We start from the raw sequence: 26,149 nt of genomic DNA on the forward strand, positions 1-26,149 counted from the left end.
AACCACACGTCATGCATAGCTTATTTAAAACCATCGCCCTTGTTGGCCGCTTAAATACCCCCGCGCTTGGGGATCCGATTGCTCGTTTGGCCGCCATGCTAGAAGGCGGCGGCATTAAAGTATTGGTCGAGCAAGATATTGCCCAAGAGCATGGCATTACTGAATACCAAAAAGTATCACGCGATCATATTGGCAAATTAGCTGATTTGGTTGTGGTATTAGGGGGGGACGGTACCATGCTGTCGGTGGCGCGGTTATTGGCTCCCTATCGCATACCCTTGGTGGGGATTAATCAAGGCCGCCTAGGCTTTATGACCGATATTCCATTGCATGAAATGGAAGTCACCGTTAGCAATATGATCGCTGGGCAGTTCGTTCCTGAAGAACGCATTTTGCTAGAAACAACGATTTTGCGCGATGGCCAGCCGATTAGCACCTCTTTAGCGTTTAACGATGTGGTGTTTAGCCGCGGCTCGATTGGCTCGATGATTGAGTTTGAGATTTTTGTCGACAATCAATTTGTCTACAGCCAGCGCTCGGATGGTTTGGTGGTGTCCACGCCAACCGGCTCTACCGCCTATGCACTGGCCTCCGGTGGGCCGATTTTGCATCCTGCACTACCCGCGATCACCTTAGTGCCAATTTGCCCGCAATCTTTATCCAATCGCCCGATTGTGGTGTCAGATAACGCCCAAGTGGCGTTTTTATTAACGCGCGGGCAGGGCGCGCGCGTGCATTTTGATAATCAATCGGATTTTGAATTGCATGAAATGGATCGCGTCATGATCCGCCGCTACACCAATTCTCTGCGTATTTTGCATCCGCATGGTTATAGCTATTACGATATGCTGCGCGCCAAATTGCGCTGGGGCGAAAAGCTACTGTAAGGTTTTGCTGCAGCTTAGCATCGTCTTGTTGAGTGTGTCTCGCAGATTAGCTGGTGCACCTAAAAATGGCGTAATGCGATAACTATTCAATTTCAATCGTTACGAAACGGGGGCGCTTTGGGCGGATTTTCGTGCGCTATCGATGAATTTTAATGACCAGCGCTCGCCATTTTTATAGAACGAATGTACACTTTGATCTTGTTCTGAGCTTTTAACTTAGGTGAGACCATGCTGGCAGCGCTGCATTTACGTGATTTTGTCATTGTTCGTGAACTGGATTTAGACTTTCAAGCGGGCTTAACCGTACTCACCGGTGAAACCGGCGCTGGTAAATCTATTTTGATTGACGCGCTGGGTTTATTGCTCGGAGATCGCTCGGATGCCGGCGTGGTTCGTCACGGCGCTGAGCGCGCTGAATTGTCGGCGGAATTTATGTGCGAAGCCTTAAGCGGCGTGACCGACTGGCTGATTGAACAAGGACTCAGCGAAGATTGTGCGCCATTGATTATTCGCCGAGTAATTGATGCCAATGGCAAATCCAGATCATTTATCAATGGCAGTCCCGTTACACTGAGCCAGCTCAAAGGCGTCGGTGAATTCTTGGTCGACATCCACGGCCAACATGCCCACCAATCGTTATTACGCCATGACGCGCAGCGTGATTTGCTCGATGCTTACGCGGGCACTACCCAAGTTGCGCGTGATACCGCTAAAAAATATCAAGTTTGGCACACGCTGGCGCAGCAACTTAACGATGCCGAACAAAATGCCGAGCGCTTTGAAACCGAACGCGAGCGCTTGCAATGGCAAATTGACGAAGTTGCGGCGCTGAATATGCAAGAGGGCGAATGGCCCGAGTTGCAGCTTGATCACAAGCGTTTGCACCATGCCGCAGGCTTAATCGATGGGGTACAAGAAGGGCTGATGGCGCTCAGCGATGGTGATGATAATTGCCAAAGCTGGCTCGCCACGGCCGCGCATCGCTTAAGCCAATTGGCTGATTTTGATCCATCAATTAACGATACCTTAGAGCTCATTGCGGGCGCCGAAGCGCAATTGGCCGAATCGGTGAGTGCTTTACGCTTGTATGCCGACCGCTTAGAGCTCGATCCTGAGCGCTTAAGCGAAGTTGAAAGCCGCCTTGATGCGATTTATAAAATGGGCCGTAAATATCGCATCGACCCGTCGCAGCTGCTATCGCAATTGCAAGAATGGCAAGCGCGGTTGGCCGAATTGGGCGGCGCAGAGGGTTTGGATGCCTTGCGAAAACAAGTCTTAGCCGCAGAAAGCGCTTATCGCAAATTGGCCACATCTTTAAGTAAATCGCGCACTAGCGCGGCGCAAAAATTATCGCAATTGGTCACAGAGCAAATGCAAGTCTTGGCTTTGTCGGGCAGCCGCTGTGAAGTGGTTTTGCAGCCTTTAACGCATCCAGCTGCTTATGGTTTAGAGCAGGTTGAATTACAAGTGGCCAATCATCCTGCTTCGCCACTGCGCCCAATGGCCAAAGTCGCCTCCGGTGGTGAGTTGTCGCGGATTAGTTTGGCCTTGCAAGTGGTGACCAGCCAAGTGGCGAATGTGCCGACGCTGATTTTTGACGAGGTGGATGTTGGCATTGGTGGCCGGGTCGCCGAAATTGTCGGTCGACTATTGTCTGAATTAGGCCAGTCGCGGCAAGTGTTGTGTATTACGCACCTACCGCAAGTGGCCGCCTGCGGTGTGCAGCATTTGCAAGTGGCCAAGCAGCAAGGCAAAGAAGGCGTCATCAGCTCGATTGCCGTCTTAAGCCACGAGGCAAGAATCGAAGAAATCGCCCGCATGTTGGGTGGTTTAGACATTACTGAAACCACGCGCCAGCATGCTGCTGAGATGTTAGCTTAGCTGTTTGGACGTGCTGCGGTTTTGACGTGCTGCGGATTCACCGTATTTGCTCAGGATTGGCTTGAAGGCTCGGTGCAGTGTCTAGTCAAAACTAAGCTAGGTTAATGCCGTAACTGAAGGTTAAATAACAAAGGTATTGCTTTCTAAAAAGCATCAATAATAGATTGCAGTGGTATACCCCACGAAGGATTTTGCGTTGAGTTACACCGATTTGGATTTTATGCAGGCGGCTTTGCAACAAGCAGAGCTGGCTTTGGCTTTGGGCGAAGTGCCGGTCGGCGCGGTCGTGGTCCATCAAGGGCAAATCATCGGCCGTGGGCATAATCAACCCATTCATCGTCACGATCCGAGTGCGCATGCCGAGATGCTGGCGATTCGCCAAGCGGCGCAGCACCTAGGCAACTACCGCTTACCCGAGTGCGAGCTATTTATTACGCTTGAGCCATGTTTAATGTGTAGCGGCGTTATTTTGCAATCGCGGATTGCTCGCGTGGTGTACGCGCTGCCTGAGCCCAAAACCGGGGCGGCAGGCAGTGTGTGTAATCCGTATTTAGAACCTCGGTTAAATCACCATACCCAGATTGAACACGGCGCTGGTGGCGAGCAAGCCAAACAATTACTGCAAGCTTTTTTTGCCCAAAAACGTCAAACATCAATCCCTGTGCCACCATTGCAGATCGCGGGTTTGGCTAATTTTCGTGACTTAGGTGGCATAAAAACGACAGCAGGAAAAACCATCCGCTCGCGGATGTTGTTTCGATCTGACCAATTGGCCGGTTTGCAAGATCAGCAAGCCTTTGCCGCATTGGCGATTCGTACCATTTGGGATTTTCGTACCTCCGCTGAAATAGCACGTGATCCAGATCCGCAGTGGCCTGCAGTGCAGTACCACACCGCGGATGTGTTAGCTCAATCGCAGTTGCAATCAGCACTGAGTTTAAACGCATTGCTGGCCGATCCTTCGCAATTAAATCTGCATTTAGGGCAAGGGCGTGCGGCCTTGCTGATGGCCGATATATACCGCGAAATGGTTCGCAACACGCATGCCCAAGAGGTAATGCGCCAATGGTTGCATTCACTTTGTAGTCCCGCGCAATACCCCGTCTTGTGGCATTGCACCGCAGGTAAAGATCGCACCGGCTGGGCGACGGTTTTATTGCTGACGATATTGGGTGTGCCACACGAGCGGATTTTGCGTGACTATCTAGCGAGCAATGCGCTGGTATTACACAAATATCAAGCGCTGATCGCTCAAGGCGTTGCCAGTGGTGTTGAGGCCGAGCTGTTCAATGCGCTTTTGGGGGTTGATGCCCACTATTTAAAAGCCGCGCTACATGAAGTCAAAAAAATATCCGGCACCTTGCCGCGCTATATCGAGCATGTTTTAGGGCTAAGCCCACAGCAACAAGCACAGATCCGTTCATATCTGCTCGATTAATTCTTTTTTTTGCTTATCTTTACACTGTCCTTTGGGCGGCGAATGTTCTGTCTTGTCGCAAGCTTTGATTGCATGAGAAGCATACTGAGTAAGTCTATTTCTTATGCTTTAGGAGCAAATGATGAAACATTTATGGCTTTACTCTGCTTTGTTGCTGAGTTTTCCAACTTTCGCCGATGGCTTAGATGACAGCGCACAACAAACCAATCAACTAAGCCAGCAACAAGACTCAAAACAAGTCGCAGATGCGATGGCCAATACCTATGCCTCGCTGGCAGGATCAAAAAGAAATGCCGCCCAACTGGCGGAGGCGCTCAGAGAGGGGCGTTCGACCACGTTGATTGCCGCCAACGGTAGCCGCACAACCATTGCCGGTACTGGGCAAAGTATGGGCTGGGGCAATGTGAACGTAACGCTGGCCTTGGCGAGTGCGATGATGCAAAAAAATACTAGCCTGACATTGTCGCAGGCATTGAGCTCGGTTTCATCGATGCGTGCTTCGGGTCTGGGTTGGGGAGCGATTTCCAATCGATTAGGCCTAAATTTAGGCTCAGTGGTGTCTAAAAGTCACGAACCACAGCATGCATTGCATCAGCTTAATGAGCACCAGTCGCGTGAAGGGGTCGAAATGGAACATGGCCGAGCTTTACCAGAACAAGAAAGTCATCGCTCAAGTAATAAGCCATCAAACCGTTCTGGCGAACTAGGGGATGATTCAACAGGAAGAAGCAGCGCAGATAAAGGTCGTGGTAGAGACGATCAATCTACAGGCCATCAATCAAGTCATTCCAACTCTTCATCCAAAGGTTCCACTGGCTCAGGTGAAAGCGGTAGCGGCGGAGGCAGTAGTGGCGGTAGCAGTGGCGGCAGTAGTGGCGGAAGTAGTGGCGGAAGTAGTGGCGGAAGTAGCGGAGGTAGCAGTGGAGGCAGTAGCGGCGGCGGCGGGAAAAGCGGTGGTGGCGGTAAAGGAGGCGAAGGCGGCGGTCATAAATAATCAGAGCATGGTTTTCGCCATTAAAAATTGAAACTATCCTATTGTTTCATCGTGCTACCGCACATAGCCTTGGTGCCGAATAATAAGCATTGGGTATACAGCTCTAAGCGTTATCAAATATTACTTAGAGCTGTATACAGCAGATTTAATTATAAATTGGATTAAACAAATCACTTAAGCCTTGTCCAGGTGAGGCTTGCCGCATAAAGGCCTCACCCACCAAATACGTATGCACTTGATGATCATGCATTAATTGCACATCGCTAGCCGCATGAATGCCACTTTCACACACCGCGATTCGGTTGCCGCCAGCGTCGTTAATCCGTGGCAATAAGTCGATCGTTGTTTGTAAGCTCACTTCAAATGTACGCAAATTACGATTATTAACCCCCACCAGCGGTGTTGTTAATTGCAGCGCAGCATCCAGCTCTTGACCATTGTGCACCTCAACCAAGACCGCCATACCAAGGCTATGCGCTAGCGCTTCAAAATCGCGCATTTGCGCTAAATCGAGCTCGGCGGCAATCAATAAAATGCAATCAGCACCCCAAGCGCGCGCTTCATAAAACTGATACTCGTCGACCATAAAGTCTTTACGCAGCGCCGGTAAAACGCAGGCCGCTCGCGCCGCTTTAAGGTAATCAGCATGACCTTGAAAATATTGCACATCGGTTAATACCGACAAACACGCCGCGCCATTGGCCGCATAATCGGCGGCGATTTCCGCCGGCACAAACGGATCGCGCATCACGCCTTTGCTCGGGCTGGCCTTTTTGATCTCGGCAATCACCCCGGCTTTGCCTGCTGCGTGTTTAGCACGAATCGCCGCAACAAAATCGCGATGGTCTTGATTGGCCTCAGCCTGCGCCCGAATTTCGGCGAGTGGCAGGTGTTTTTTAGCCGTAGCGACTTCTTCAAACTTCGTCGCCCAGATTTTTTTTAGGATGTCGGACATGGCTTCACTCGTAGGGCGGGTTAGCGCGTAACCCGCCAATATTTTAAATTTTTAAGATGGTGGCTACGCCGCTGCGCGGTTAAGCCAAGCTACGTCAATCTATCGGCTTAGGCCAGCGCTTGTGTAAAACGAATCAACGCAGCCAATTTCTCTTTTGCCGCACCGCTAGCAATCACTTCATGCGCTGCGTTAATGCCGTCTTCGAGGGTAACAGCTAAGTTGGCGGCGTAGATGGCAGCACCAGCGTTCAGTAAAACGATGTCGCGGCAAGGGCCGGTTTCGCCGTTGAGCACCGACTCGATCTTGGCTTTGGACTCAGCAGCATTGCTAGCGTGTAGTGCTTTAATGTCGGCGAGCTCAAAACCCAGCTGGCGTGGGTCAAATTCGTATTCGGTGATTTGTCCGTCTTTGAGCTCGGCAATCATCGTTGGGCCGCTAATCGATATTTCATCCATGCCGTCTTTGCCATGGACGATGAGTATGTGCTTAGCGCCTAGCTTTTGTAATACGCGCACTTGAATACCCACTAGATCTGGGTGAAATACGCCCATCACTTGATTGTCAGCACCAGCAGGGTTAGTCAGTGGGCCAAGGATATTAAAAATCGTGCGCACGCCAAGCTCTTTGCGTACTGGCGCGACGTATTTCATGGCGCTGTGATGGTTGGGGGCAAACATAAAGCCCAAACCGACTTCGTCAATACATTGCCCGACTTGTTCGGCAGTGAGATTCAGATTCACGCCAAAGCTTTCGAGCACATCGGCCGAGCCTGAGCTTGATGACACTGATCGGCCGCCATGTTTGGCGACTTTAGCGCCTGCTGCTGCCGCAACAAAAGCCGCACACGTAGAAATATTAAACGTATGTGCGCCATCGCCACCGGTGCCGCAGGTGTCAACGAGATGCCGTTGATCTTGTACTGCCACTTTGGTCGAAAATTCGCGCATCACGGTGGCCGCAGCGGCGATTTCGGAAACCGTTTCAACCTTGGTACGTAGGCCAATCAAGAGTGCAGCGATTTGCGCTGGCGTCATTTCACCCGACATGATTTGCCGCATTAAATGCAGCATTTCATCGTAAAACAATTCGTTATTGTCGATCAGGCGATTTAAGGCGGCTTGTACGGTAATCATGGTGACTCACTTTTGAACCACAGAGGCACAAAGGCACAGCGTAAATCAGTTTCTCTGTGTCTCTGTGTCTCTGTGGTGAGTTTTGTATTAGGCAAATTCGCGCAGGAAATTTTCGAGCATCTGATGGCCATGCTCGGTCAAGATCGATTCGGGATGAAATTGCACGCCTTCGATGGCTAAAGTTTTATGGCGAATACCCATGATTTCACCGTCGGCGGTCCACGCGGTCACTTCAAGGCAATCGGGGAGCGAGTCGCGCTCAATGGCCAATGAATGGTAGCGGGTGACGGTAACAGGAGAGGGTATATCTTTGAATATCCCGATGTCGTTATGGATAACCGGCGATACCTTGCCATGCATTAGGGTCTTGGCGTGCAACACCACACCGCCAAAAGCTTCGCCAATCGCTTGATGCCCCAAGCACACGCCCATAATCGGCAGCTTGCCAGCAAAATGCTTAATCGCCGCCACCGAAATACCCGCCTCGCTTGGCGAGCAAGGGCCGGGTGAAATCACCAGATATTTTGGCGCTAAAGCTTCGATTTGTTCGATGCTGATTTCATCGTTGCGATGCACTTGGACTTCTTGGCCGAGTTCGCCAAAATATTGCACCAAGTTGTAAGTAAAGCTGTCGTAATTGTCAATCATGAGTAGCATAGTCAAAACCCTTTAACCACAGAGGCACAGAGGCACAAAGAAAACCACATCAAAGCTTAAGGCGTTTTATGCCTTCTTTCAGCGTAGGCGCATGAAAATTAAGCAATAAACCGAGCGGAAAACCGCCAAGGCGAAGGTAGCTTAATAGTTGTGCTTCATGGATCGGTAGTATTTTTTCCACAGTTTTAAGTTCGAGTACCAGCTGATTTTCTACCAAAATATCGATTCGGTAGGCGGCATCCAATTGAATGCCTTTATAAATCAGCGGTAAATTTAATTGTTGCTGAACCAATAAGCCTGCTTGGCTTAATTCATAAGCGAGGCAAGTCTGGTATGCAGACTCAAGGAGCCCAGGGCCTAAGTGTCGATGGGCTTCAATTGCTGCACCAATTACACGTTGGCTCAGTGCGTTTCTCTGTGCCTCTGTGTCTTTGTGGTTCATCGTTTTTGCCTTTAGGCGTCCAGCCCTTGTTCAGCGAGCTCAGCCGCGCGGAGCACTGCGCGGGCTTTGTTGAGTGTTTCTTGCCATTCGCTTTGCGGTACGGAGTCGGCCACAATGCCGGCGCCAGCTTGCATATAGAGTGTTTGGTTTTTAACCACCGCAGTACGCAGCGCAATCGCCACGTCCATTTCGCCGTTAAAGCCCAAATAACCGACCGCGCCAGAATAAATGCCGCGTTTAGTTGGCTCCAACTCGTCAATGATTTCCATGGCCCGCACTTTGGGCGCGCCAGAAACTGTGCCAGCCGGGAAGGTGGCTTTGAGCACGTCAATCGCGCTGAGTTTAGGTTTAAGCTTGGCTTCTACGCTGGACACAATGTGCATCACGTGGGAATAACGCTCAACAATCATTTTGTCGACGAGTTTGACTGAGCCAGTTTGTGCCACGCGACCAGCGTCATTACGGCCCAAATCAATCAGCATCACGTGTTCGGCGATTTCTTTCTCGTCAGCGAGTAATTCTTGCTCGAGCGCGAGATCCTCTGCGCGATCTTTACCGCGAGTTCGGGTGCCCGCAATTGGGCGCACGGTGACGGTGTCGTCTTCGAGTCGCACCAAAATTTCGGGTGACGCGCCGACAATTTGCATATCGCCAAAATCGTAATAAAACATATACGGCGAAGGGTTAATGCTGCGTAAAGAGCGATATAATGACATCGCCGAGGCCTGCATCGGCGCACTCATGCGTTGCGCCAGCACCACCTGCATCACGTCGCCATCTTTGATGTAATCTTTGGCTTTGAGTACGGCCGCCTTAAATGGCGCTTCGCCAAATTCAGATACCGGCACGCCCACATTGCCGGTCGGTAGCGAGAGCGCCATATTGGCTGGCTCACGTAATTTCATTCGTAATGCATGAATGCGCGTGCTGGCGGTGTCAAATGCATCGATTTCATGCGGGTCGGCGTACACCACTAAATACAACTTACCGCTTAGATTATCGACAACGACGATTTCTTCAGAGAGTAATAGCTGGATATCGGGCGCGCCAATTGGATCGGCTTTATCGCATTGCGCGAGTTTACGCTCGATATACCGAATGGTTTCGTAACCAAAATAGCCGACCAAACCGCCCATAAAACGCGGCAAACCTTTGCTTGGCGGCGCTTTAAAACGGGCTTGGTAGCTTTCAATAAAATCCAGTGGATTGCCTTCATGGCTTTCAATGATCTGATCGTCATGAATCAGCTCAGTGCGCGTACCGCAAACTTTGATTCGGGTGCGCGCGGGTAAGCCAATAAATGAATAGCGGCCAAATCGCTCGCCACCGACGACCGATTCTAATAAATACGAGTAAGGGCGATTGGCGAGTTTGAGATACACCGATAGCGGGGTATCTAAATCAGCAAATAATTCTTGGATTAGCGGAATGCGGTTAAAGCCTTGGCTGGCCAAGGCATCAAATTCGATGCGGGAAATCATGGGTATTACTCCAAATAGAATAGAAGAAGGGCGTCTGCGCGCGAGATCAGCGACGCCATCGCCATTCAAAAATTTCGTATTGCTGCGGTGCGGAGTAAAAAGCCATGTGGATTGATATCTATTTAAATCGAGAAGTAAGCCCCAATTGTGCGTGAACTGAACAATACCGTCAAATTCACGCACCATCGGTGTGACATTGCTTGCGAAGAAATAGATTTGTTCGCAAGCAATAGGCGTTAAATCGGCCATTGCTGCCCAATCACGCGGTCAGCTGGAACAAAAGTCAGCGATTTGATTTGGCATCACCTTCGATATTCAAACTTGAATTCGCTGACGTTAATGACGTGCTTTAGCCTGCCCAAACGTTGTGTTTAAGCGAGATCGAGAAACTCACATAAATCAGCAAAGCTATGAATTACCGCATCGGCATTGAGTGATTCAACGTCGCTGCCATAACCATAACTGACTGCCAGTACAGGGCAGCCCGCCGCCCGCGCTGACAATACATCGTTGATTGAGTCACCGACCATCAGCAACTGACTGGTGGGTACGTTTAATCGGCTGGCGGCATACAGGAGCGGATCAGCAGAGGGTTTTTTATTGCTGACAGTGTCGCCCGCGACCACCACATCAAAATGCGTGTCGATACCCAACTCGCGTAGCAAAGGCAGGGTGAAGCGTTCTGGTTTATTGGTAACCAGTGCTAATGGAACTTGCCGCTCGCGCAGTAGATGTAAGGTGGCGAGTACTTTAGGGTAAAAGCGCGTTGCGATATGCAGGCCTGCAAGGTAGTGCGCATTAAAGCTCAGCATACCCTCGCGCTGTATATCGCTGCCGGTATATTCTGCATCATGGCTATCGGCCAATACCCTTGCGACTAAACTGGCGGCGCCATCACCAACAAAGCTGGCAACGCGGTCACTTTCCAGTGGGGACAGTCCCGCGTCGGCGCGCGCTAAATTGGCGGCCCGGGCTAAATCATGGATTGAATCGACTAAAGTGCCGTCAAGGTCAAATGCACAAGCAATAATACTCATTGAAGCCTCATTCATGTCTGCAAAAATCTAAGTCAAAAAACGCCATTGATCGTATCGATTTACAAAATAGTCAGTAAGCGTGCAAAAGGGCGGCCGATTGCTGCTTTGCCTTGGTGAATTAAAACCGGCCGCTCGATCAACTGGGGGTGCGCAGCGAGGTGCTCGATAATCTCTGCTGCGCTTAATACTCGCCCTTGGCATAACTCAGCCCAAAGCGGTTCTTTTTGCCGCACTAAATCCAGCGCGGCGATGTCGAGCATCGCCAGTAAAGCCGTGATTTCATCGGCGCTCAGCGCGTTCTCAAGGTAAAGACGAACCTCTGGCGAATGCCCTAAGGCGTTCAGTTCGCTCAGGGCCTCGCGGCTTTTGCTACAGCGTGGATTGTGCAGCAGCTGCATTACGCCACCTTGGCCAGTTCGGCGCGCATTTGGTCAATGACGGTTTTGTAATCGGGTTGACCATAAATAGCGGAACCCGCAACAAAGGTATCGACGCCCGCCGCCGCACACGCGGCAATATTGTCGACTTTGACCCCGCCATCGATTTCCAGCCAGATTTCTCGGCCAGTTTTGGCGGTATAAGCATCGATTAAAGCGCGCGCTTGCCGTGCTTTGACTAAAGTTTCGGCAATAAAGGATTGGCCGCCATAACCGGGATTGACTGACATCAGCAAAATCATGTCAATTTTGTCCATCACGTAGTCAAGGTAATGCAGTGGTGTGGCCGGATTAAATACCAAGCCTGCTTTACAGCCCGATTCTTTAATTAAACCCAATGAGCGATCAATATGCTCAGAGGCTTCGGGGTGGAAAGTAATGATGTTGGCGCCCGCTTTGGCAAAGTCGGGGATAATGCGATCAACCGGTTTTACCATTAAATGCACATCAATCGGCGCGTCGGTCCATGGCCGGATGGCATCGCAAACCAAAGGACCTATGGTGAGATTAGGCACATAATGGTTATCCATGACATCAAAGTGAATGATGTCGGCGCCAGCAGCGATAACGTTTTTTACTTCTTCACCCAAACGGGCAAAGTCAGCCGATAAAATACTTGGGGCGATGCGATAAGTCATGAATCCGGCTCCTAAGAAGGCAAGAATAGGCACTAGTAGGCTCTAGTGTGCCAGTTTAACGCGAAAACAAGATGACTTTGCTCAATATGCGTTCGCCACGCTGGTAAACTGCCACATCGCCCTGATCTACCACAGGACATACGGAGAATTTTAAATTGGAAGCCACTTATAAAATTAGCGTGACGGCTCGGCCGTTTTATCTCGCTGAGCAGTCCAATGAAAGTGCAGAGCAATACACTTTTGCCTATCAAATTACCATTACCAATGAAGGCAATGTGCCCGCCAAATTGATGGCGCGGCATTGGGTGATTGAAGATGGCCAAGGTCAAAAGCAAGAAGTGCGCGGCTTGGGGGTGGTCGGTGAACACCCAGAAATTGCGCCGGGTGAGAGTTTCGAATACACCAGTGGTGTAACGCTCAATGCCCCTGTTGGCACCATGCGCGGCAGTTACCAAATGATGGCCGCAGATGGCACTGAATTCGAAGCGATCATCGCGCCATTTATTCTTTCTATGCCCCGGACATTGCATTAATGAGATCAACAGTAGAAAAAAAATCAAACAAACCGCGTAAAGATTGGCAGACCTTATCCACGTTGTTGCCGTATTTGATGCAATATAAGTTTCGGGTTTTTGCTGCCCTCAGTCTGCTGATTGCCGCCAAACTGGCCAATGTGTCAGTGCCCTTGGTACTCAAAGACATTGTTGATCACCTGGATGTGCAAAATCAGCCCTTAGTATTGCCTTTAACGTTGATTTTGGCGTATGGCGCGCTGCGGCTGAGTTCGGCGGTTTTTGGTGAAATGCGCGATGCGGTATTTGCCAAAGTCACCCAAGGTGCGATTCGTCGAGTGGCCTTGCAGGTGTTTGAACATTTACATCGCTTGTCGCTGCGCTTTCATTTGGAGCGCCAAACCGGCGGCATGAGTCGCGATATTGATCGCGGCACCAAGGGCATTGCGTTTTTATTGAACTTTATGTTGTTCAATATTTTACCAACCTTGGTTGAGATTGCTTTAGTCGCGGTGATTTTGCTTAAAAAATACGATTGGTGGTTTGCTGCGGTCACTTTTGCAACGGTGGCGGTTTATATCGCATTTACGCTGGGCGTTACCGAGTGGCGGATGCGCTATCGGCGAGAAATGAATACCTTAGATTCCAATGCCAATACCCGGGCCATTGATAGTTTGATTAATTATGAAACCGTGAAGTACTTCGGCAATGAGCGCTGGGAGGCCGAGCGCTACGATGCCAGCATGCAGCAGTGGGAAGGCGCGGCGGTACGCAATCAAGTGTCTTTGTCGTTTTTAAACGCTGGGCAGGCCATCATTATTGCCGTTGGGGTGACGCTTTTGGTGGGTATGGCGGCCGATGGCGTGGTGAAGGGCACGATGACGCTGGGCGATTTGGTGTTAGTGAATGCATTTTTATTGCAATTGTATGCGCCATTGAATTTTTTGGGTTTTGTTTACCGAGAGATTAAAAATTCTTTAGCCGATATGGAAAAAATGTTTGGCTTAATGAGTAAAGGCGCTGAAATCAAAGACAAGCCCAATGCACAAGCCCTACAAACCCCGAGTGCGGCCATCACCTTTTCACATGTTGATTTTGGCTATGAACAAAATCGACAAATCCTACAAGATATTAGCTTTAGCATTCCTGCGGGTAAAACGGTGGCGGTTGTTGGTGCTAGTGGCGCGGGGAAATCGACCTTGTCGCGCTTGTTGTATCGTTTTTATGATGTGAATTCGGGTGCAATCGAGATTAATGGCGTTGATCTGCGTGATTTAACGCAATCGAGTTTGCGCGCGCATATCGGGATCGTGCCGCAAGATACGGTTTTGTTTAACGACACAATTTACTACAACATTGCTTACGGCAAGCCAACAGCGAGTCGTGATGAGGTGATTGAGGCGGCAAAATCAGCCCATATTTACGATTTCATTATGAGTTTGCCCGAAGGATTTGAAACGACCGTTGGTGAGCGTGGTTTGAAACTGTCAGGTGGTGAAAAGCAAAGGGTGGCGATTGCGCGTACCGTCTTGAAAAACCCGCCGATTTTAATTTTTGATGAGGCCACCAGTGCCCTTGACTCACACACTGAAAAAGCGATTCAGGCTGAATTAAAAGCGATTTCTCTAAATCGAACGACCTTGGTTGTGGCGCATCGCTTGTCGACGATATCGGATGCTGATGAAATTTTGGTGATGCGCGATGGCTGCATTGTCGAGCGTGGCAACCATCGTCAATTGCTGGCTTTGGATGGCGTTTACGCGCAAATGTGGGCCCTGCAATTGAGTTCCGAATAAGCGAAACCTTCGATTTTTAAAAAATATATACAGTAAAGCCCTAGCTTTATTGAGTTTGTTGTTAAAAATCAAACACCAATCAGAATGTAAGCAAATAGCGTAAATTTGTCACAGTTTTATTTATGCGATTCGCGTGTAATAGCGCCCACATCGACTACATACTGTACGTCAGTGTGTGGCGCTATTATTTTGGGGGTTGCATATGTCGTTAGATCGTAAAGATTGGGAATGGGTATTGACGTGTTTCGGAACGGCGGTGGGGGCTGGGATCTTATACCTCCCTATCCGGGCTGGTTTGGGTGGAATCTGGCCGATGTTGATTTTGACCGCAATTATTTTTCCGATTACGTTTGTTGCGCATCGCGGGATCACTCGGGTTGTTGCTTCGTGCCCGAAGCCGACAGATATTATTGGCGCGGTTGAATATGACCTTGGCCGTAATGTTGGGTTTGCAGTTTCTATTCTTTACTTCTTGTCGATTGTGACCATTTGCGTGGGCTATGCCACGGGTGTAACCAATATCGTTGAGTCTTTTTTGCATAATCAATTGGGCATTGTTGGCACGTCACGCACCGTGTTGACCTTTTTGCTCTTGGCCGGTTTGACGGGTGTCATTTTGGCCGGTGAAAAATTCATGGTTCGCATTACGTCAATGATGACGTTTCCATTGATCATTATGCTGGCTGGTTTGTCGATTTATATGATTCCACAATGGAATACAGCGATTCTAAGCGCGCCATTTGAGATGGGTGACGTGTTTAAAAATATGTTGTTATTGTTCCCAGTGTTAGTTTTTGCGATGAATTTTTCGCCAGTTTGTTCAACACTAGCGGCTTCGTATCGTTCGCAATTTGGTGCTGAAGAAGCCGTGAAGCGCACGGATGGGGTTATCAAATGGACTTCATTGATTTTGTTGGTCTTTGTGATGTTCTTTGTGTTTTCGATGGTGCTAGCGACTTCGCCTGAAGTACTGGCGGCATCCCAAGCGAAGAATGTTGATATTTTGACAACGGTGTCTTTAATTGTTTCGCAGCCTTTCTTGCAATATTTGATTCCACTGATTGCATTTTTAGCCATTGCTAGCTCGTATTTTGGTCATTTTGTCGGCACCCGTGAAGGCTTGGTGGGAATTACGACTCGAGTGATGACTTGGAATAATCCAGCGGCGGAAGCAAATTTAAATCTTAAAAAAATCAATATGATCGTAACCATTGTCATGATGATTGGTCTTTGGTTCTTGGCGGTTTACAACCCACCCATTCTAAAAATCATCGGTGCTTTGTCGGCGCCAATTATTGCGATTTATGCGTACTTAATGCCAGTCATGTTGATGAAACGAATTCCGCGTTTGTTTATCTATCAATCAAAGACCGCTGGATTTATCTTTGTGATGGGTTTGGTCGGTATTGTTGGCGACTTTGCCGGTAGTTATTTGTAATTAGTATAAATACTGAATACGGTTGTTTTGCTGGATCAGTCAGGCGCACCGCCTGTCTGATCCATTTTATTTAGAGTTAGTGGTGATCCTGCTAACGGGAGTGAATGATGTTAAGTGTTTTTGATTTATTTAAAATTGGTATTGGTCCATCGAGTTCTCATACCGTGGGGCCGATGGTTGCGGCAAAAACGTTTGTTGATGATCTGCTCGCGCAGGGAAAGATGCTGCAAGTGCGTCGGGTTTCCGTTGATTTTTACGGCTCTTTAGCTTTAACGGGCGAGGGGCATGGCTCTGTTAGTGCTGCTTTGGTTGGTCTAGAGGGTGATACGCCTAAGTTTGTTGAGCCAGAGCGCGTTGGTTTACGTTTTCAGCAGCTTAAATGCCAAGATGCGCAATTGTTGATCGCGGGCACGCACCCGATTGCTTTTGATTTTCAGCGTGACGTTCAGTTGCATAAACACTTGTTTTTAAAGCAGCATTCTAACGGCATTCGTTTCCGTGCTTTTGATGGCGATGAAGTTGAGTTGGCCAACGATGTGTTCTTTTCGATTGGTGGCGGTTTTGTGGTGAGCGAGGCTGAATTTGGTCAGACTCGTGAATCTACGCCGGTGCCGTTTCCATTTCAAAATGCCGCTGATTTATTGGCGCATTGCCGTGCACAAGGCAAGTCCATCGCCCAGATTATGATGGCCAATGAGTTGGCGACTCAGTCTGAGTCAACTGTCCGTGCGCAATTATTAGAGATTGCCAATGTGATGCAACAGTGCATTCATAATGGTTGTACTCGTGAGGGTGAATTGCCGGGCGGCTACCACGTAAAACGTCGCGCACCGGGGATTTTCCGCAAAATGGTTGGCATGCAGCTAACGGGTCGAGCTGATTTTATGCTGTGGCCGATGATTTATGCGATTGCGGTTTCTGAAGAAAACGCCAGTGGCGGACGCATTGTCACCGCTCCGACCAATGGTGCAGCAGGGATTATTCCCGCAGTATTGCAGTATTATCGTAATTTTACGCCTAATGCCAATGAAGCTGGTGTGGTGGACTTTTTGCTAACGGCCGCGGCGATTGGCATGTTGTATAAAATGAATGCGTCTATTTCTGGCGCTGAAGTTGGCTGTCAAGGCGAAGTGGGCGTGGCTTGTTCAATGGCAGCGGGTGCGTATTGTGCGGTGCTCGGCGGTACTTTAGAACAAGTTGAAAATGCCGCTGAAATTGGTATGGAACATCATCTTGGATTAACGTGTGATCCTGTTGGTGGCTTGGTGCAAATTCCATGTGTAGAACGCAATGGTGTTGCTGCGGAAAAAGCAATTAAAGTCGCACAATTGGCGCTGATGGAAAACGGCGAGCACAAGGTGAGCCTAGACGAAGTCATTGCGACGATGTACCGCACGGGCATGGATATGCATAATATCTATAAGGAAACATCCCTGGGTGGTTTGGCGCTGACGGTGGGTGTGCCTGCGTGTTAACCCAATAACAGGAGGTAAGCACATGCAAAAAGTGCTGATGATTTGTACTGGCAATATTTGTCGCAGCCCAACTGCGGATGGTGTGTTGCGACATAAAGTGCTGGCACAGCATTTGGCGGGACAAATTGAAGTCGATTCTGCTGGAACGCAAAGTTATCATGTGGGTGAGGCGCCCGATCGACGGGCGCAAAAACATGCTTTGCGCCGTGGTTATGATTTGTCAGCTTTACGGGCTAGGCAAGTTAATGCTATGGATTTTGCTGAGTATGATTTGATTTTAGCTATGGATAAAAGTCACCTAGCTTACTTGAAACAGCATTGCCCTGTTAACCATCAGCACAAGCTGCGCTTATTTATGACTTTTGCGACCCAATCGAGCGAGCGTGAAGTGCCTGATCCTTATTACGGTGGGGATGCTGGTTTTGAGTTGGTGCTTGATTTGATTGAAGATGCTTGCGACGGGATTTTGCAATCTCTGCGTTAGCGGGTAAACCCCGATTTGCACTTAGGGCATAAAAAGCATTAAAATGCCGCCTTACCCTTCGGGGGAGTAGTCGCCTGCCTGAGTTTAGGTCTATTGCCTAATCGTTTGAGCAGGGTCTGTGTCAACATATTTGCAGCTGAACGCATGGCATAGATAGCGAGCTTTTTGCTTCGCCTGACGAGACCTGAAGTTATTGTCGCGTATTCCTGGATGGGCTACGCGCAATGACTTCTTGTTTCTGCCCATCCGGAGTGCTGTTTATGTTTGATACGTTGTTAGTTTCAACTGGCGTAGTGGCTATTGCCGAAATGGGCGATAAAACACAATTACTGTCGTTGATTCTTGCTGCCCGTTTTCGTCGGCCGTTGCCGATTGTGGCGGGCATTTTTGTTGCAACTGTTTTGAATCACTTTGCTGCTGCATGGATAGGGCAGCAGGTGGCTGGTTTGATTTCTGCCGAGATTTTGCGCTGGATTGTCGGACTTGGTTTCTTGGCGATTGCTGCGTGGGCTTTGGTGCCCGATAAAATCAGCGAAGAAGAATCACAAGTAAAACCGTACGGGGCTTTTGTTGCGACAACAATAGCGTTCTTTTTTGCCGAAATTGGTGATAAAACGCAAATCGCAACGGTCGCGTTGGCTTTAAAGTACACCCCATTGTGGCAGGTGGTTATGGGAACAACGATAGGAATGATGCTAGCCAATGTGCCCGCAGTGTATTTGGGTAATTGGATTGCCGCGCGAATGCATTTATTGCAAATGATTCGATTTGTTGCGGCTGGCGTCTTTGCGATTCTAGGTGTCTTGGCCCTGATGGGTGTTGCGGGTTAAAAATGTAGTTGAAAGAGAAGGCGAGCCTTGTGCTCGCTTTTGTTATTCGTTAATTAAAAAAACATCTCAGGGAGTAGGTATGCTGGAGTCTTTCTTTAAGCTAAAAGAAAACGGTACCGATGTAAGAACCGAAGTTATCGCAGGTTTCACTACATTTTTAACGATGGCTTACATCGTCTTTGTTAATCCGTCGATCTTAGCTAAAACCGGGATGGATTTTAATTCAGTGTTTGTCGCTACCTGTTTAGCCGCGGCATTGGGTACTGCAATTATGGCTTTAGTAGCCAATTATCCTATCGCACTTGCACCAGGTATGGGCTTAAATGCCTATTTCACCTATACCGTGGTTTTGGGTATGGGGGTTTCTTGGCAGGTAGCACTAGGGGCCGTATTTATCTCTGGGGTGATTTTTCTTTGCGTTTCACTCTTTAAAGTCCGTGAAGCGATCGTAAATGCGATCCCACACTCACTTAAATTGGCGATTTCTGCCGGTGTTGGTATGTTTTTGGCGATTGTTGCGCTGAAAAACGCGGGTGTGGTGACAGGTTCACCTGCTACTTTGGTTACCTTGGGTGATATTCATGCGCCGCAAACATTGCTGGCGATTTTTGGCTTCTTTTTGATCGTTGCTTTGGAATACCGCAAGGTGCATGGCTCGATTATTATTTCAATTTTGGCAGTCACTTTAATGTCAATTGGCATGGGGCTGTCTGAATTTAAAGGCGTATTTTCTGCTCCGCCGTCAATGGCGCCAACGTTCATGCAAATGGATTTAATGGGTGCATTAGATGTGGCCTTGTTGGGCGTGGTGTTTGTGTTGTTCTTTGTCGATTTGTTCGATACCACCGGTACTTTAGTGGGTGTTTCACACCGCGCTGGTTTGTTAGATAAAGATGGCAAGTTGCCACGCTTGAAAAAAGCCTTGCTGGCTGATTCAGTTGCAATTACTGCCGGTGCTGTGATGGGTACTTCTTCAAGTACCGCTTATGTTGAATCTGCCGCAGGCACTGCAGTTGGTGGCCGCACTGGTTTGACTTCTTTGGTTGTTGCGATTCTATTTTTATTGGCGTTATGGTTTTCGCCTTTGGCCGCCACAGTTCCAGCCTACGCAACAGCGCCAGCACTGTGTTATGTCGCCGTATTAATGACACGTGGTTTGGCTGAGATTGAATGGGATGATTTAACTGAGTCAGCACCGGCAGTCATGACCGCGCTGGCCATGCCATTTACCTTCTCAATTGCTGATGGTATTGCATTTGGCTTTATCAGCTATGCTGTGATTAAACTGTTGGCAGGCCGTTATAAAGACCTGAGTGCTGCAGTTTTGATTATTGCTGCGTTGTGGGTTGTTAAATTTGCCTTTTTCCATTAAGCGAGCGTTCGGATGAATAAATCCATTAGCAATAACGCATTACCTAATGCGAACTATATCCGTGATCGAATCCGAACTGTGGCCGACTGGCCGCAGGCTGGGGTTATGTTTCGCGATATCACGCCCTTATTGCAAGATAAGAAAACTTTTCGTCTGTTAGTGGATATTTTTGTCCATCGCTACATGGATCAAAAGTTAGATGTCGTCGCTGGAATAGATGCGCGTGGATTTATTTTGGGTGCGGTCGTCGCTTATGAGCTCAACCTCGGTTTTGTTCCTATTCGTAAAAAAGGCAAGCTGCCATTTGATACGATTGCCGAAGAGTATGAGCTGGAGTATGGCTCAGCTACCGTGGAATTGCATGCTGATGCATGTCAGGCTGGTGATCGCGTTCTACTGATTGATGATTTGGTAGCAACCGGTGGCACCATGATTGCCGCAGCAAACCTGTTGAAACGGCTGGGTGCTGAAGTTGTTGAAGCTGCAGCCATTGTTGATTTGCCAGAGTTAGGCGGCTCAAAATTGGTGAGAGATCAACATATTGAATTATTTACAGTTTGTGATTTCTCTGGGCATTAAATAAAGGCACTAACATTATTCATACCAAGGTGCTGATCAATTCATTGAAATAGCTTGTTTAGCTTGAATTGATTCACCTTTGTGTGATGTGTGGTGTTGTAAGTGTAATGAAACAAATAAAGGATTTATCGTGACGATGCAATTACCTGAAGCTAGAACTATTCTTGATAATGCGGACTGCCTGCATAATGAAGCTGAGGTTCAAGCTGCGTTAGACCAAATGGGTGAGGCCATGTGCGCCACATTGGCTCATACCAATCCCATTGTCTATACCGTACTCAATGGCGGCTTGATTGTGTCGGGACATTTATTGCCTCGTCTACGTTTTCCGCTTGAAATTTCATACATGCATGCCACACGTTATCGCAATGAAACGAGTGGTGGCGAGCTCGATTGGAAAGTAAAACCCCGCGAAGACTTGCGTGGTCGTACGGTCATTATTGTTGATGATATTCTCGATGAGGGTCATACCTTGGCCGCCATCGTTGAATATTGCAAGCAACAAGGTGCTAGTGCTGTGCACGTTGCGGTGTTGATTGATAAAAAACACGATCGCAAAGCACCAGGAATTAAGGCCGACTTTGTTGGTCTTGAAGTAGAAGATCGCTTCTTGTTTGGTTGTGGTATGGATTATCAGGGTTACTGGCGTAATACTTTAGCGATTTATGCGGTAAAAGGGCTGTAATCCCGCATTGGTGCGTGTTGCAGCCATGGAGACATCATGGGCAACAGCACCGATATCGTTGTTAAGCATTATCGACAAATTTTGATTTGGCCATTGCAATTAATGCCTTTGCCTGAGGTAAGGGGGCGAAGTCGTGCGATGGGGCGTCACTGGGAAGTGATGTCAGCGATGTCCGCTGCAGGCTCGCCTTGGCAACCCAGGCCAACGGAATTTGATGGCGACCCAGCCGAATTTAAAGAACGGCACTATCGAGAATTTGTCACTTTTTTACCGTATGTGCAGCGTTTTTTGTACGGGGAAGGGCGTAGTGAAGCCGGTGATGCTGCTAATTATGGGCACTCACCCATGCACGTCTTTCGTCGTAAAGATATTCAACAGGTCTTAATGGTCTTTAAAGATGGTAAAACACACCATTTTAAAGTGATCCATTTAGACCTGTATTTTTTTTACGATCTTGATGTTGTTATTTTGGCGATGGAATTGGGGGGTGACAATTTATCGTTAAGGCGGGTGCAAGATGCCATGTTTCGTTTTGGTCGTACCTTTCCCGCCCAATGGGATGAAAACGAAACTGCAACGAGTTGTATGCGCAAAGTGGCTTGGCTCGACGCCGCTGGTGAAGTGATTGCCTCCAGTGATTACGAAGATCGAACAGGTTATTTGCAGCATATGGGGCAATTTTGCGCCCCCAAAATGGCATCCCATTGGGAATATTTGCTTAGCCCTTTGGTGATGCACCATTCTAATGCGGTGGGCGATTTACGCTACCGACAAATCGAATACCATCGAATGCCGATGTTGGCCTACCTGTCATTCGAGAACCCTTTTGCGCTGTCGGACGAAGATTTTTATCGGTTAGGTACGGTCAGTCGACCGAGCGACATGGATGCACTGCCTTTTTCTAGCAAGGTGTTTGCGGCTTTTGAGGCTGATTGCTGCTACGATCGATTTTGGATTCCAGAAAATAACAGTCCCATGGCCTCAACACGGTTGATGTGTAATGGTCACGCGTTTGTGATGGTGGGTATGGCGGGTAATCCATTCTTTGTTGATCCTTATACGGGTTCTTTAGGGCAATTTCGGCATCAATATTTTTTGCTGACACTGATCGCCCACTTTCACAAAGCTTCGTTATTGATGTTTTCTGATCGTCTAGCGGTGGCGCTGGCCAAGCTTAATGTGCAAGATGAAATCTCAATTCGCAATTTTAAGCGTGAAACGCGGCTACTTCAGGCCGCTTTTTTGCGTTTCACCCAGCGATATTGGTTTCGCGAAGTTTCCAATCAAGCTATTAGCAGTCAATTGTTTTTGATGCTCAAGCGCCATCTAGATACCGAGACCTTATATTCGGACGTGCGTGAGTCGGTGCAAGCAATGAGTCAATACCTTGAAAATGAAGACTTACGTCGACAAGCCGATACCGTTGTGCGCTTGACCGTGGTGACTATTTTAGGTTTAGTGGGTACGACGATTACTGGTTTTTTAGGGATGAATCTATTTGCTTTAGCGGAAGAAAGTGGCTGGCATCGCTTGTGGTATTTCATTGGCGTGAGTATTCCAATTACGATTTTAATTTTATTTACCGTGGCTAAATCAAAAAGCCTGTCGGAGTTTTTGGATGTGTTATCTGACGACCGAGTGCTTTGGGTGAGTAAATTTAAGCAGTTTTTGCATATAAAAACTCGGTCATGAAAATAATGCATGCGGGTGTGAGTAGATGTTTTGTTGATCGGACTGCTGTAAGTTGCTCATGTCGTGGTAGAATTGCGCATCTTTTAACGATGAATACGGATGCGTTAACTCATGTTCTCTAAGTCTCAAACCATTGCCCAGTATGATCCTGATCTCGCCGCTGCCATGGCGGCCGAAGTTGTTCGTCAACACGAACACATCGAGCTGATCGCATCGGAAAACTACACTAGCCCAGCAGTGATGGAGGCTCAAGGCTCGCAACTGACTAATAAATACGCCGAAGGTTATCCTGGTAAGCGTTTTTATGGTGGCTGTGAATACGTTGACGTCATCGAACAACTCGCTATTGATCGCGTAAAAGCTTTGTTTGGCGCTGAATACGCCAATGTGCAGCCGCATTCTGGCTCGCAAGCCAATCAAGCCGTGTATTTTTCTATCTTGAAACCAGGCGATACCATCATGGGTATGAATCTGGGTCATGGTGGTCATTTGACGCATGGTTCGCCAGCAAATTTATCGGGTAAATTATTCAATATCGTGGCTTACGGTTTGAATGAAAATGAAGAAATCGATTACGACGATATGGAGCGCGTTGCGCTAGAAACCAAGCCAAAATTGTTGATCGGTGGTGCTTCAGCCTACGCACTGCGTTTTGACTGGGCGCGCATGCGTGAGATCGCCGACAAAGTTGGCGCTTACTTTATGGTCGATATGGCGCATTACGCCGGTTTGATTGCGGCAGGTGTTTATCCTAACCCAGTGCCACACGCTCACTTTGTAACGTCGACTACACACAAAACATTGCGTGGCCCACGTGGCGGGATTATCTTGGCGAAAGCTGAGTTTGAAAAATCAATCAATTCTAATGTGTTCCCAACACTGCAAGGTGGCCCGCTAATGCACGTAATCGCCGGTAAAGCGATTGCGTTTAAAGAAGCGGCAACGGAAGAATTCAAAACATACCAAAAACAAGTGTTGCTCAATGCGCAAGCCATGGCAGCAACTTTGGCTGAACGTGGTTTACGGATTATTTCTGGTCGTACCGAATCGCACGTATTCTTGGTTGACTTGCGCCCTAAAGGCTTAACAGGTAAAGCTGCTGATGCCGTTTTGGGTAAAGCTCACATTACCGTTAATAAAAATGCGATCCCAAATGACCCTGAAAGCCCGTTTGTAACTTCAGGTATCCGTATTGGCGCACCTGCAATTACCACTCGCGGCTTTAAAGAAGCAGAAGCCATTCAAGTTGCGCATTTAATTGCTGATGTATTAGACAACCCGAATGATGAAGCTAATTTGGCGGCAGTTGCTGAAAAAGTAAAAGCATTAACGGCGCGTTTCCCAGTTTACGAAGTATAATTCGTACGCAATTAAAAAAGGTGGTGCACCTGCACCACCTTTTTGCATTTTGTCGTGTTAGTTTGAGGTATATTAATCCAAGGCAGCTGTCAGTTGACTTGGATTAATATACCAAGCGTATTACTACCAATGTACCTTGGCTTGACTGTTCAATATGAAATGAACAGCTTAAGATGCTCTTTATTCGTTCTTTTTAGGTTTTCGTGCTATGAAATGCCCATTTTGCGGTTCACCCGACACTCAAGTCGTGGATTCTCGCGTTTCTGACGAAGGGGATACGGTACGCCGTCGTCGTCGCTGTGCGATTTGCGATAAGCGTTTCACCACCTTTGAAACTGCTGAAGTGCGTATGCCGCAAGTGGTGAAACAAACCGGTCAGCGTGTCGAATTTGAAAGAGAAAAAATTCGCACTAGTTTTATGCGCGCCTTACACAAACGCCCGGTGCCGACCCCTTTGGTTGATGAAGCCATTTCCCGAATTATTCAAAAAGTACTGACTGTTGGCGAGCGAGAAATTATGTCGCGACAGATTGGTGAAATGGTGATTGCTGAGCTCGCCAAGCTCGATAAAGTCGCCTATATCCGCTTTGCCTCCGTATATCGCTCATTTCAAGACGTTGAAGATTTTCGCGACGTCATTCGTGAAGTCAGCAAGGAATAAACATGGCTTGGCGTTCGATCGACTACTTTATGATGGCCCAGGCGTTGCATCAGGCGAAATTGGGCCAAAACAACACCTCGCCCAATCCAAGTGTTGGCTGTGTTCTGATTAAAAATGATCAAATATTAAGCATGGGGCATACCCAAGCCGCAGGTGGCGCGCACGCAGAAGTGATGGCACTGCGTGCTGCGGGCCATGCTGCGCAAGGTGCCACTGCATATGTCACTTTAGAGCCATGCAGCCACTTTGGAAAAACACCACCCTGCGCGGATGCGCTGATTGCTGCTGGTGTTACTCGAGTGGTCGCCGCATTATTGGACCCGAATCCGCTGGTTTCCGGGCAAGGTTTACGCCGACTGGCCGAGCATGGCATTGTCGTTGAACATGGTTTAATGGCTGCCGAGGCATTGGCGCATCATCAAGGTTTTTTTAGCCGAATGATTCGGCAACGACCTTGGCTGCGTTGCAAAGTTGCCGCTAGTTTGGACGGGCAAATTGCGCTAGGAAATGGGCAATCGCAATGGATTACGGGTGCTGCAGCACGTGCCGATGTTCAGCGAATCCGTGCGCGCTCATGTGCGATGATCACCGGCATTTCAACGATTTTGCATGACGATCCACAGCTGAATGTGCGTGATTTTCCGGTTGAGCGTCAACCGATTAAAGTTATTTTAGATAGCCAAATGCGCACCCCAGTCTCGGCTAAAATTCTACAGCAAGGTCCTGTGTTGATTGTCGCGGCGCAAGAGACTGAGCGTCGTTTGCCTTTGGAGGCGGCGGGTGCACAAGTAATTTTGTGTCCTGACCAATCCGGTGCTCGTATTGATTTGGCCGCATTATGTGGCGTATTGGCAGCACGCGGTTGCAATGAAGTCACACTTGAAGCCGGCGGCACTTTAGTTGGCGCTTTTTTTGCGGCAAGGTTGATTGACGAATTGTGCCTATATCAAGCGCCGGTATTGCTGGGACAAGGGCAGGCGATGGCGCAATTTTCCTTAAGTGATTTAAGTCAAAAACAAGTCCCAACGCATATTGCTCGACGTATGGTGGGGGATGATCAGCGCATTATTATGCGTTTTACTGACCCCGCAACCGATTGGCTAGGAAAATGAAAATGAATTCAAAACCCATCATTGTTTGCCCTGATTGCGGCAAGGAAATTGAAGTGTTAAAAGCGTGTGGCGCTAGTAACTTTTTTTGCAATCATTGCAATGAATTGAAGTCGTCACAGCGCGTCAAGGCAGCCAATCCGATTGTCTTTCCCGCTCAACCGGAAAAATAAGGAC

The 26,149-nt window shown here is 48.4% G+C and carries 26 protein-coding genes; 18 read left to right on the forward strand and 8 right to left on the reverse strand.

Annotated elements, in window-relative coordinates; genetic code table 11:
- Positions 1-11 precede the first annotated feature (11 nt).
- The 4 genes from HQN60_RS13245 to HQN60_RS13260 all read left to right on the forward strand — a co-directional run bounded on the left by HQN60_RS13245 (position 12) and on the right by HQN60_RS13260 (position 5,200).
- A complete protein-coding gene (locus tag HQN60_RS13245) occupies positions 12-887 on the forward strand; it encodes an NAD kinase (protein ID WP_173534099.1) in 876 nt (291 codons plus the stop codon).
- Between the two features lie 228 nt (positions 888-1,115).
- Complete coding sequence (gene recN, locus HQN60_RS13250; RefSeq protein WP_173534100.1) at positions 1,116-2,768, forward strand: DNA repair protein RecN; 1,653 nt, start codon at positions 1,116-1,118, stop codon at positions 2,766-2,768.
- A gap of 196 nt (positions 2,769-2,964) precedes the next feature.
- Positions 2,965-4,206 (forward strand): tRNA adenosine(34) deaminase TadA, encoded by a 1,242-nt coding sequence (tadA, locus tag HQN60_RS13255; RefSeq protein WP_173534101.1) that lies wholly within the window; start codon positions 2,965-2,967, stop codon positions 4,204-4,206.
- Between the two features lie 118 nt (positions 4,207-4,324).
- Positions 4,325-5,200 (forward strand): hypothetical protein, encoded by an 876-nt coding sequence (locus HQN60_RS13260; RefSeq protein ID WP_173531757.1) that lies wholly within the window; start codon positions 4,325-4,327, stop codon positions 5,198-5,200.
- A 145-nt stretch (positions 5,201-5,345) separates the two neighbouring features.
- On the opposite strand, the gene trpC is transcribed toward HQN60_RS13260, so the two are convergent.
- The 8 genes from trpC to rpe all read right to left on the reverse strand — a co-directional run bounded on the left by trpC (position 5,346) and on the right by rpe (position 11,980).
- Positions 5,346-6,155 (reverse strand): indole-3-glycerol phosphate synthase TrpC, encoded by an 810-nt coding sequence (trpC, locus tag HQN60_RS13265; RefSeq protein ID WP_173534102.1) that lies wholly within the window; start codon positions 6,153-6,155, stop codon positions 5,346-5,348.
- A 107-nt stretch (positions 6,156-6,262) separates the two neighbouring features.
- The gene (gene trpD, locus HQN60_RS13270) at positions 6,263-7,288 is read right to left on the reverse strand and encodes an anthranilate phosphoribosyltransferase (protein WP_173534103.1); all 1,026 of its coding nucleotides are present in this window, start codon (positions 7,286-7,288) and stop codon (positions 6,263-6,265) included.
- 87 nt (positions 7,289-7,375) lie between these two features.
- Positions 7,376-7,945 (reverse strand): anthranilate synthase component II, encoded by a 570-nt coding sequence (locus HQN60_RS13275; protein WP_173534104.1) that lies wholly within the window; start codon positions 7,943-7,945, stop codon positions 7,376-7,378.
- A 49-nt stretch (positions 7,946-7,994) separates the two neighbouring features.
- The gene (locus HQN60_RS13280) at positions 7,995-8,387 is read right to left on the reverse strand and encodes a GxxExxY protein (protein ID WP_173534105.1); all 393 of its coding nucleotides are present in this window, start codon (positions 8,385-8,387) and stop codon (positions 7,995-7,997) included.
- 11 nt (positions 8,388-8,398) lie between these two features.
- Positions 8,399-9,868, reverse strand: a complete 1,470-nt coding sequence (trpE, locus tag HQN60_RS13285) for an anthranilate synthase component I (RefSeq protein ID WP_173534106.1) — start codon at positions 9,866-9,868, stop codon at positions 8,399-8,401.
- 371 nt (positions 9,869-10,239) lie between these two features.
- Positions 10,240-10,905 carry a phosphoglycolate phosphatase gene (locus HQN60_RS13290; protein ID WP_254456630.1) on the reverse strand — a complete coding sequence of 222 codons (666 nt, stop codon included), beginning with the start codon at positions 10,903-10,905 and terminating at the stop codon, positions 10,240-10,242.
- 59 nt (positions 10,906-10,964) lie between these two features.
- A complete protein-coding gene (locus HQN60_RS13295; RefSeq protein WP_173534108.1) occupies positions 10,965-11,303 on the reverse strand; it encodes an ArsC/Spx/MgsR family protein in 339 nt (112 codons plus the stop codon).
- The gene (rpe, locus tag HQN60_RS13300; protein ID WP_173534109.1) at positions 11,303-11,980 is read right to left on the reverse strand and encodes a ribulose-phosphate 3-epimerase; all 678 of its coding nucleotides are present in this window, start codon (positions 11,978-11,980) and stop codon (positions 11,303-11,305) included. The genes HQN60_RS13295 and rpe overlap by 1 nt, the downstream gene beginning before the upstream one ends.
- A gap of 155 nt (positions 11,981-12,135) precedes the next feature.
- On the opposite strand from rpe, the gene apaG reads away from it, so the two are divergent.
- From apaG to HQN60_RS13370, 14 genes are all read left to right on the forward strand, one after another.
- Positions 12,136-12,513: a Co2+/Mg2+ efflux facilitator ApaG/CorD gene (gene apaG, locus HQN60_RS13305; protein ID WP_173534110.1), complete on the forward strand. Its 378-nt coding sequence runs from the start codon at positions 12,136-12,138 to the stop codon at positions 12,511-12,513.
- On the forward strand, positions 12,513-14,288 hold the full coding sequence (locus HQN60_RS13310) for an ABCB family ABC transporter ATP-binding protein/permease (protein WP_173534111.1): 1,776 nt from the start codon (positions 12,513-12,515) through the stop codon (positions 14,286-14,288). The genes apaG and HQN60_RS13310 overlap by 1 nt, the downstream gene beginning before the upstream one ends.
- A 202-nt stretch (positions 14,289-14,490) precedes the next feature.
- Positions 14,491-15,726, forward strand: coding sequence for an amino acid permease (locus HQN60_RS13315; RefSeq protein ID WP_173534112.1), 1,236 nt, complete (start codon positions 14,491-14,493; stop codon positions 15,724-15,726).
- A gap of 107 nt (positions 15,727-15,833) precedes the next feature.
- A complete protein-coding gene (locus tag HQN60_RS13320; RefSeq protein WP_173534714.1) occupies positions 15,834-17,201 on the forward strand; it encodes an L-serine ammonia-lyase in 1,368 nt (455 codons plus the stop codon).
- A 22-nt stretch (positions 17,202-17,223) separates the two neighbouring features.
- Positions 17,224-17,685, forward strand: a complete 462-nt coding sequence (locus HQN60_RS13325; RefSeq protein WP_173534113.1) for a low molecular weight protein-tyrosine-phosphatase — start codon at positions 17,224-17,226, stop codon at positions 17,683-17,685.
- Between the two features lie 260 nt (positions 17,686-17,945).
- Positions 17,946-18,515 carry a TMEM165/GDT1 family protein gene (locus tag HQN60_RS13330; protein ID WP_173534114.1) on the forward strand — a complete coding sequence of 190 codons (570 nt, stop codon included), beginning with the start codon at positions 17,946-17,948 and terminating at the stop codon, positions 18,513-18,515.
- A 79-nt stretch (positions 18,516-18,594) separates the two neighbouring features.
- The gene (locus HQN60_RS13335) at positions 18,595-19,887 is read left to right on the forward strand and encodes an NCS2 family permease (RefSeq protein ID WP_173534115.1); all 1,293 of its coding nucleotides are present in this window, start codon (positions 18,595-18,597) and stop codon (positions 19,885-19,887) included.
- A 12-nt stretch (positions 19,888-19,899) separates the two neighbouring features.
- The gene (locus HQN60_RS13340; protein ID WP_173534116.1) at positions 19,900-20,466 is read left to right on the forward strand and encodes an adenine phosphoribosyltransferase; all 567 of its coding nucleotides are present in this window, start codon (positions 19,900-19,902) and stop codon (positions 20,464-20,466) included.
- A 136-nt stretch (positions 20,467-20,602) separates the two neighbouring features.
- Complete coding sequence (locus HQN60_RS13345; protein ID WP_203564326.1) at positions 20,603-21,151, forward strand: hypoxanthine-guanine phosphoribosyltransferase; 549 nt, start codon at positions 20,603-20,605, stop codon at positions 21,149-21,151.
- A 36-nt stretch (positions 21,152-21,187) separates the two neighbouring features.
- Positions 21,188-22,843, forward strand: a complete 1,656-nt coding sequence (locus HQN60_RS13350; RefSeq protein ID WP_173534118.1) for a CorA family divalent cation transporter — start codon at positions 21,188-21,190, stop codon at positions 22,841-22,843.
- Positions 22,844-22,954: 111 nt separating this feature from the next.
- Complete coding sequence (gene glyA / locus HQN60_RS13355) at positions 22,955-24,202, forward strand: serine hydroxymethyltransferase (RefSeq protein ID WP_173534119.1); 1,248 nt, start codon at positions 22,955-22,957, stop codon at positions 24,200-24,202.
- 208 nt (positions 24,203-24,410) lie between these two features.
- Positions 24,411-24,863 (forward strand): transcriptional regulator NrdR, encoded by a 453-nt coding sequence (gene nrdR, locus HQN60_RS13360; protein ID WP_173534120.1) that lies wholly within the window; start codon positions 24,411-24,413, stop codon positions 24,861-24,863.
- 2 nt (positions 24,864-24,865) lie between these two features.
- Positions 24,866-25,975 (forward strand): bifunctional diaminohydroxyphosphoribosylaminopyrimidine deaminase/5-amino-6-(5-phosphoribosylamino)uracil reductase RibD, encoded by a 1,110-nt coding sequence (gene ribD, locus HQN60_RS13365; protein WP_173534121.1) that lies wholly within the window; start codon positions 24,866-24,868, stop codon positions 25,973-25,975.
- The gene (locus HQN60_RS13370; RefSeq protein WP_173534122.1) at positions 25,972-26,145 is read left to right on the forward strand and encodes a YfgJ family double zinc ribbon protein; all 174 of its coding nucleotides are present in this window, start codon (positions 25,972-25,974) and stop codon (positions 26,143-26,145) included. Before ribD ends, HQN60_RS13370 begins: the two co-directional genes overlap by 4 nt.
- Positions 26,146-26,149: the final 4 nt, after the last annotated feature.

The sequence above is a fragment of the Deefgea piscis genome (assembly GCF_013284055.1).
In the GTDB taxonomy this organism is placed as follows: domain Bacteria; phylum Pseudomonadota; class Gammaproteobacteria; order Burkholderiales; family Chitinibacteraceae; genus Deefgea; species Deefgea piscis.

What these genes read in the sequence shown, in the direction of transcription:
- HQN60_RS13280 (WP_173534105.1), bottom strand. Translation starts at nt 8,387, where the DNA reads ATGAACCACAAAGACACAGAGGCACAGAGAAACGCACTGAGCCAACGT.
- HQN60_RS13330 (WP_173534114.1), top strand. Translation starts at nt 17,946, where the DNA reads ATGTTTGATACGTTGTTAGTTTCAACTGGCGTAGTGGCTATTGCCGAA.
- HQN60_RS13295 (WP_173534108.1), bottom strand. Translation starts at nt 11,303, where the DNA reads ATGCAGCTGCTGCACAATCCACGCTGTAGCAAAAGCCGCGAGGCCCTG.
- rpe (WP_173534109.1), bottom strand. Translation starts at nt 11,980, where the DNA reads ATGACTTATCGCATCGCCCCAAGTATTTTATCGGCTGACTTTGCCCGT.
- trpD (WP_173534103.1), bottom strand. Translation starts at nt 7,288, where the DNA reads ATGATTACCGTACAAGCCGCCTTAAATCGCCTGATCGACAATAACGAA.
- HQN60_RS13315 (WP_173534112.1), top strand. Translation starts at nt 14,491, where the DNA reads ATGTCGTTAGATCGTAAAGATTGGGAATGGGTATTGACGTGTTTCGGA.
- ribD (WP_173534121.1), top strand. Translation starts at nt 24,866, where the DNA reads ATGGCTTGGCGTTCGATCGACTACTTTATGATGGCCCAGGCGTTGCAT.
- HQN60_RS13340 (WP_173534116.1), top strand. Translation starts at nt 19,900, where the DNA reads ATGAATAAATCCATTAGCAATAACGCATTACCTAATGCGAACTATATC.
- trpC (WP_173534102.1), bottom strand. Translation starts at nt 6,155, where the DNA reads ATGTCCGACATCCTAAAAAAAATCTGGGCGACGAAGTTTGAAGAAGTC.
- trpE (WP_173534106.1), bottom strand. Translation starts at nt 9,868, where the DNA reads ATGATTTCCCGCATCGAATTTGATGCCTTGGCCAGCCAAGGCTTTAAC.
- glyA (WP_173534119.1), top strand. Translation starts at nt 22,955, where the DNA reads ATGTTCTCTAAGTCTCAAACCATTGCCCAGTATGATCCTGATCTCGCC.
- HQN60_RS13320 (WP_173534714.1), top strand. Translation starts at nt 15,834, where the DNA reads ATGTTAAGTGTTTTTGATTTATTTAAAATTGGTATTGGTCCATCGAGT.
- HQN60_RS13310 (WP_173534111.1), top strand. Translation starts at nt 12,513, where the DNA reads ATGAGATCAACAGTAGAAAAAAAATCAAACAAACCGCGTAAAGATTGG.
- HQN60_RS13370 (WP_173534122.1), top strand. Translation starts at nt 25,972, where the DNA reads ATGAAAATGAATTCAAAACCCATCATTGTTTGCCCTGATTGCGGCAAG.
- HQN60_RS13350 (WP_173534118.1), top strand. Translation starts at nt 21,188, where the DNA reads ATGGGCAACAGCACCGATATCGTTGTTAAGCATTATCGACAAATTTTG.
- HQN60_RS13245 (WP_173534099.1), top strand. Translation starts at nt 12, where the DNA reads ATGCATAGCTTATTTAAAACCATCGCCCTTGTTGGCCGCTTAAATACC.
- HQN60_RS13260 (WP_173531757.1), top strand. Translation starts at nt 4,325, where the DNA reads ATGATGAAACATTTATGGCTTTACTCTGCTTTGTTGCTGAGTTTTCCA.
- nrdR (WP_173534120.1), top strand. Translation starts at nt 24,411, where the DNA reads ATGAAATGCCCATTTTGCGGTTCACCCGACACTCAAGTCGTGGATTCT.
- HQN60_RS13290 (WP_254456630.1), bottom strand. Translation starts at nt 10,905, where the DNA reads ATGAGTATTATTGCTTGTGCATTTGACCTTGACGGCACTTTAGTCGAT.
- HQN60_RS13335 (WP_173534115.1), top strand. Translation starts at nt 18,595, where the DNA reads ATGCTGGAGTCTTTCTTTAAGCTAAAAGAAAACGGTACCGATGTAAGA.
- HQN60_RS13325 (WP_173534113.1), top strand. Translation starts at nt 17,224, where the DNA reads ATGCAAAAAGTGCTGATGATTTGTACTGGCAATATTTGTCGCAGCCCA.
- HQN60_RS13275 (WP_173534104.1), bottom strand. Translation starts at nt 7,945, where the DNA reads ATGCTACTCATGATTGACAATTACGACAGCTTTACTTACAACTTGGTG.
- recN (WP_173534100.1), top strand. Translation starts at nt 1,116, where the DNA reads ATGCTGGCAGCGCTGCATTTACGTGATTTTGTCATTGTTCGTGAACTG.
- HQN60_RS13345 (WP_203564326.1), top strand. Translation starts at nt 20,603, where the DNA reads ATGCAATTACCTGAAGCTAGAACTATTCTTGATAATGCGGACTGCCTG.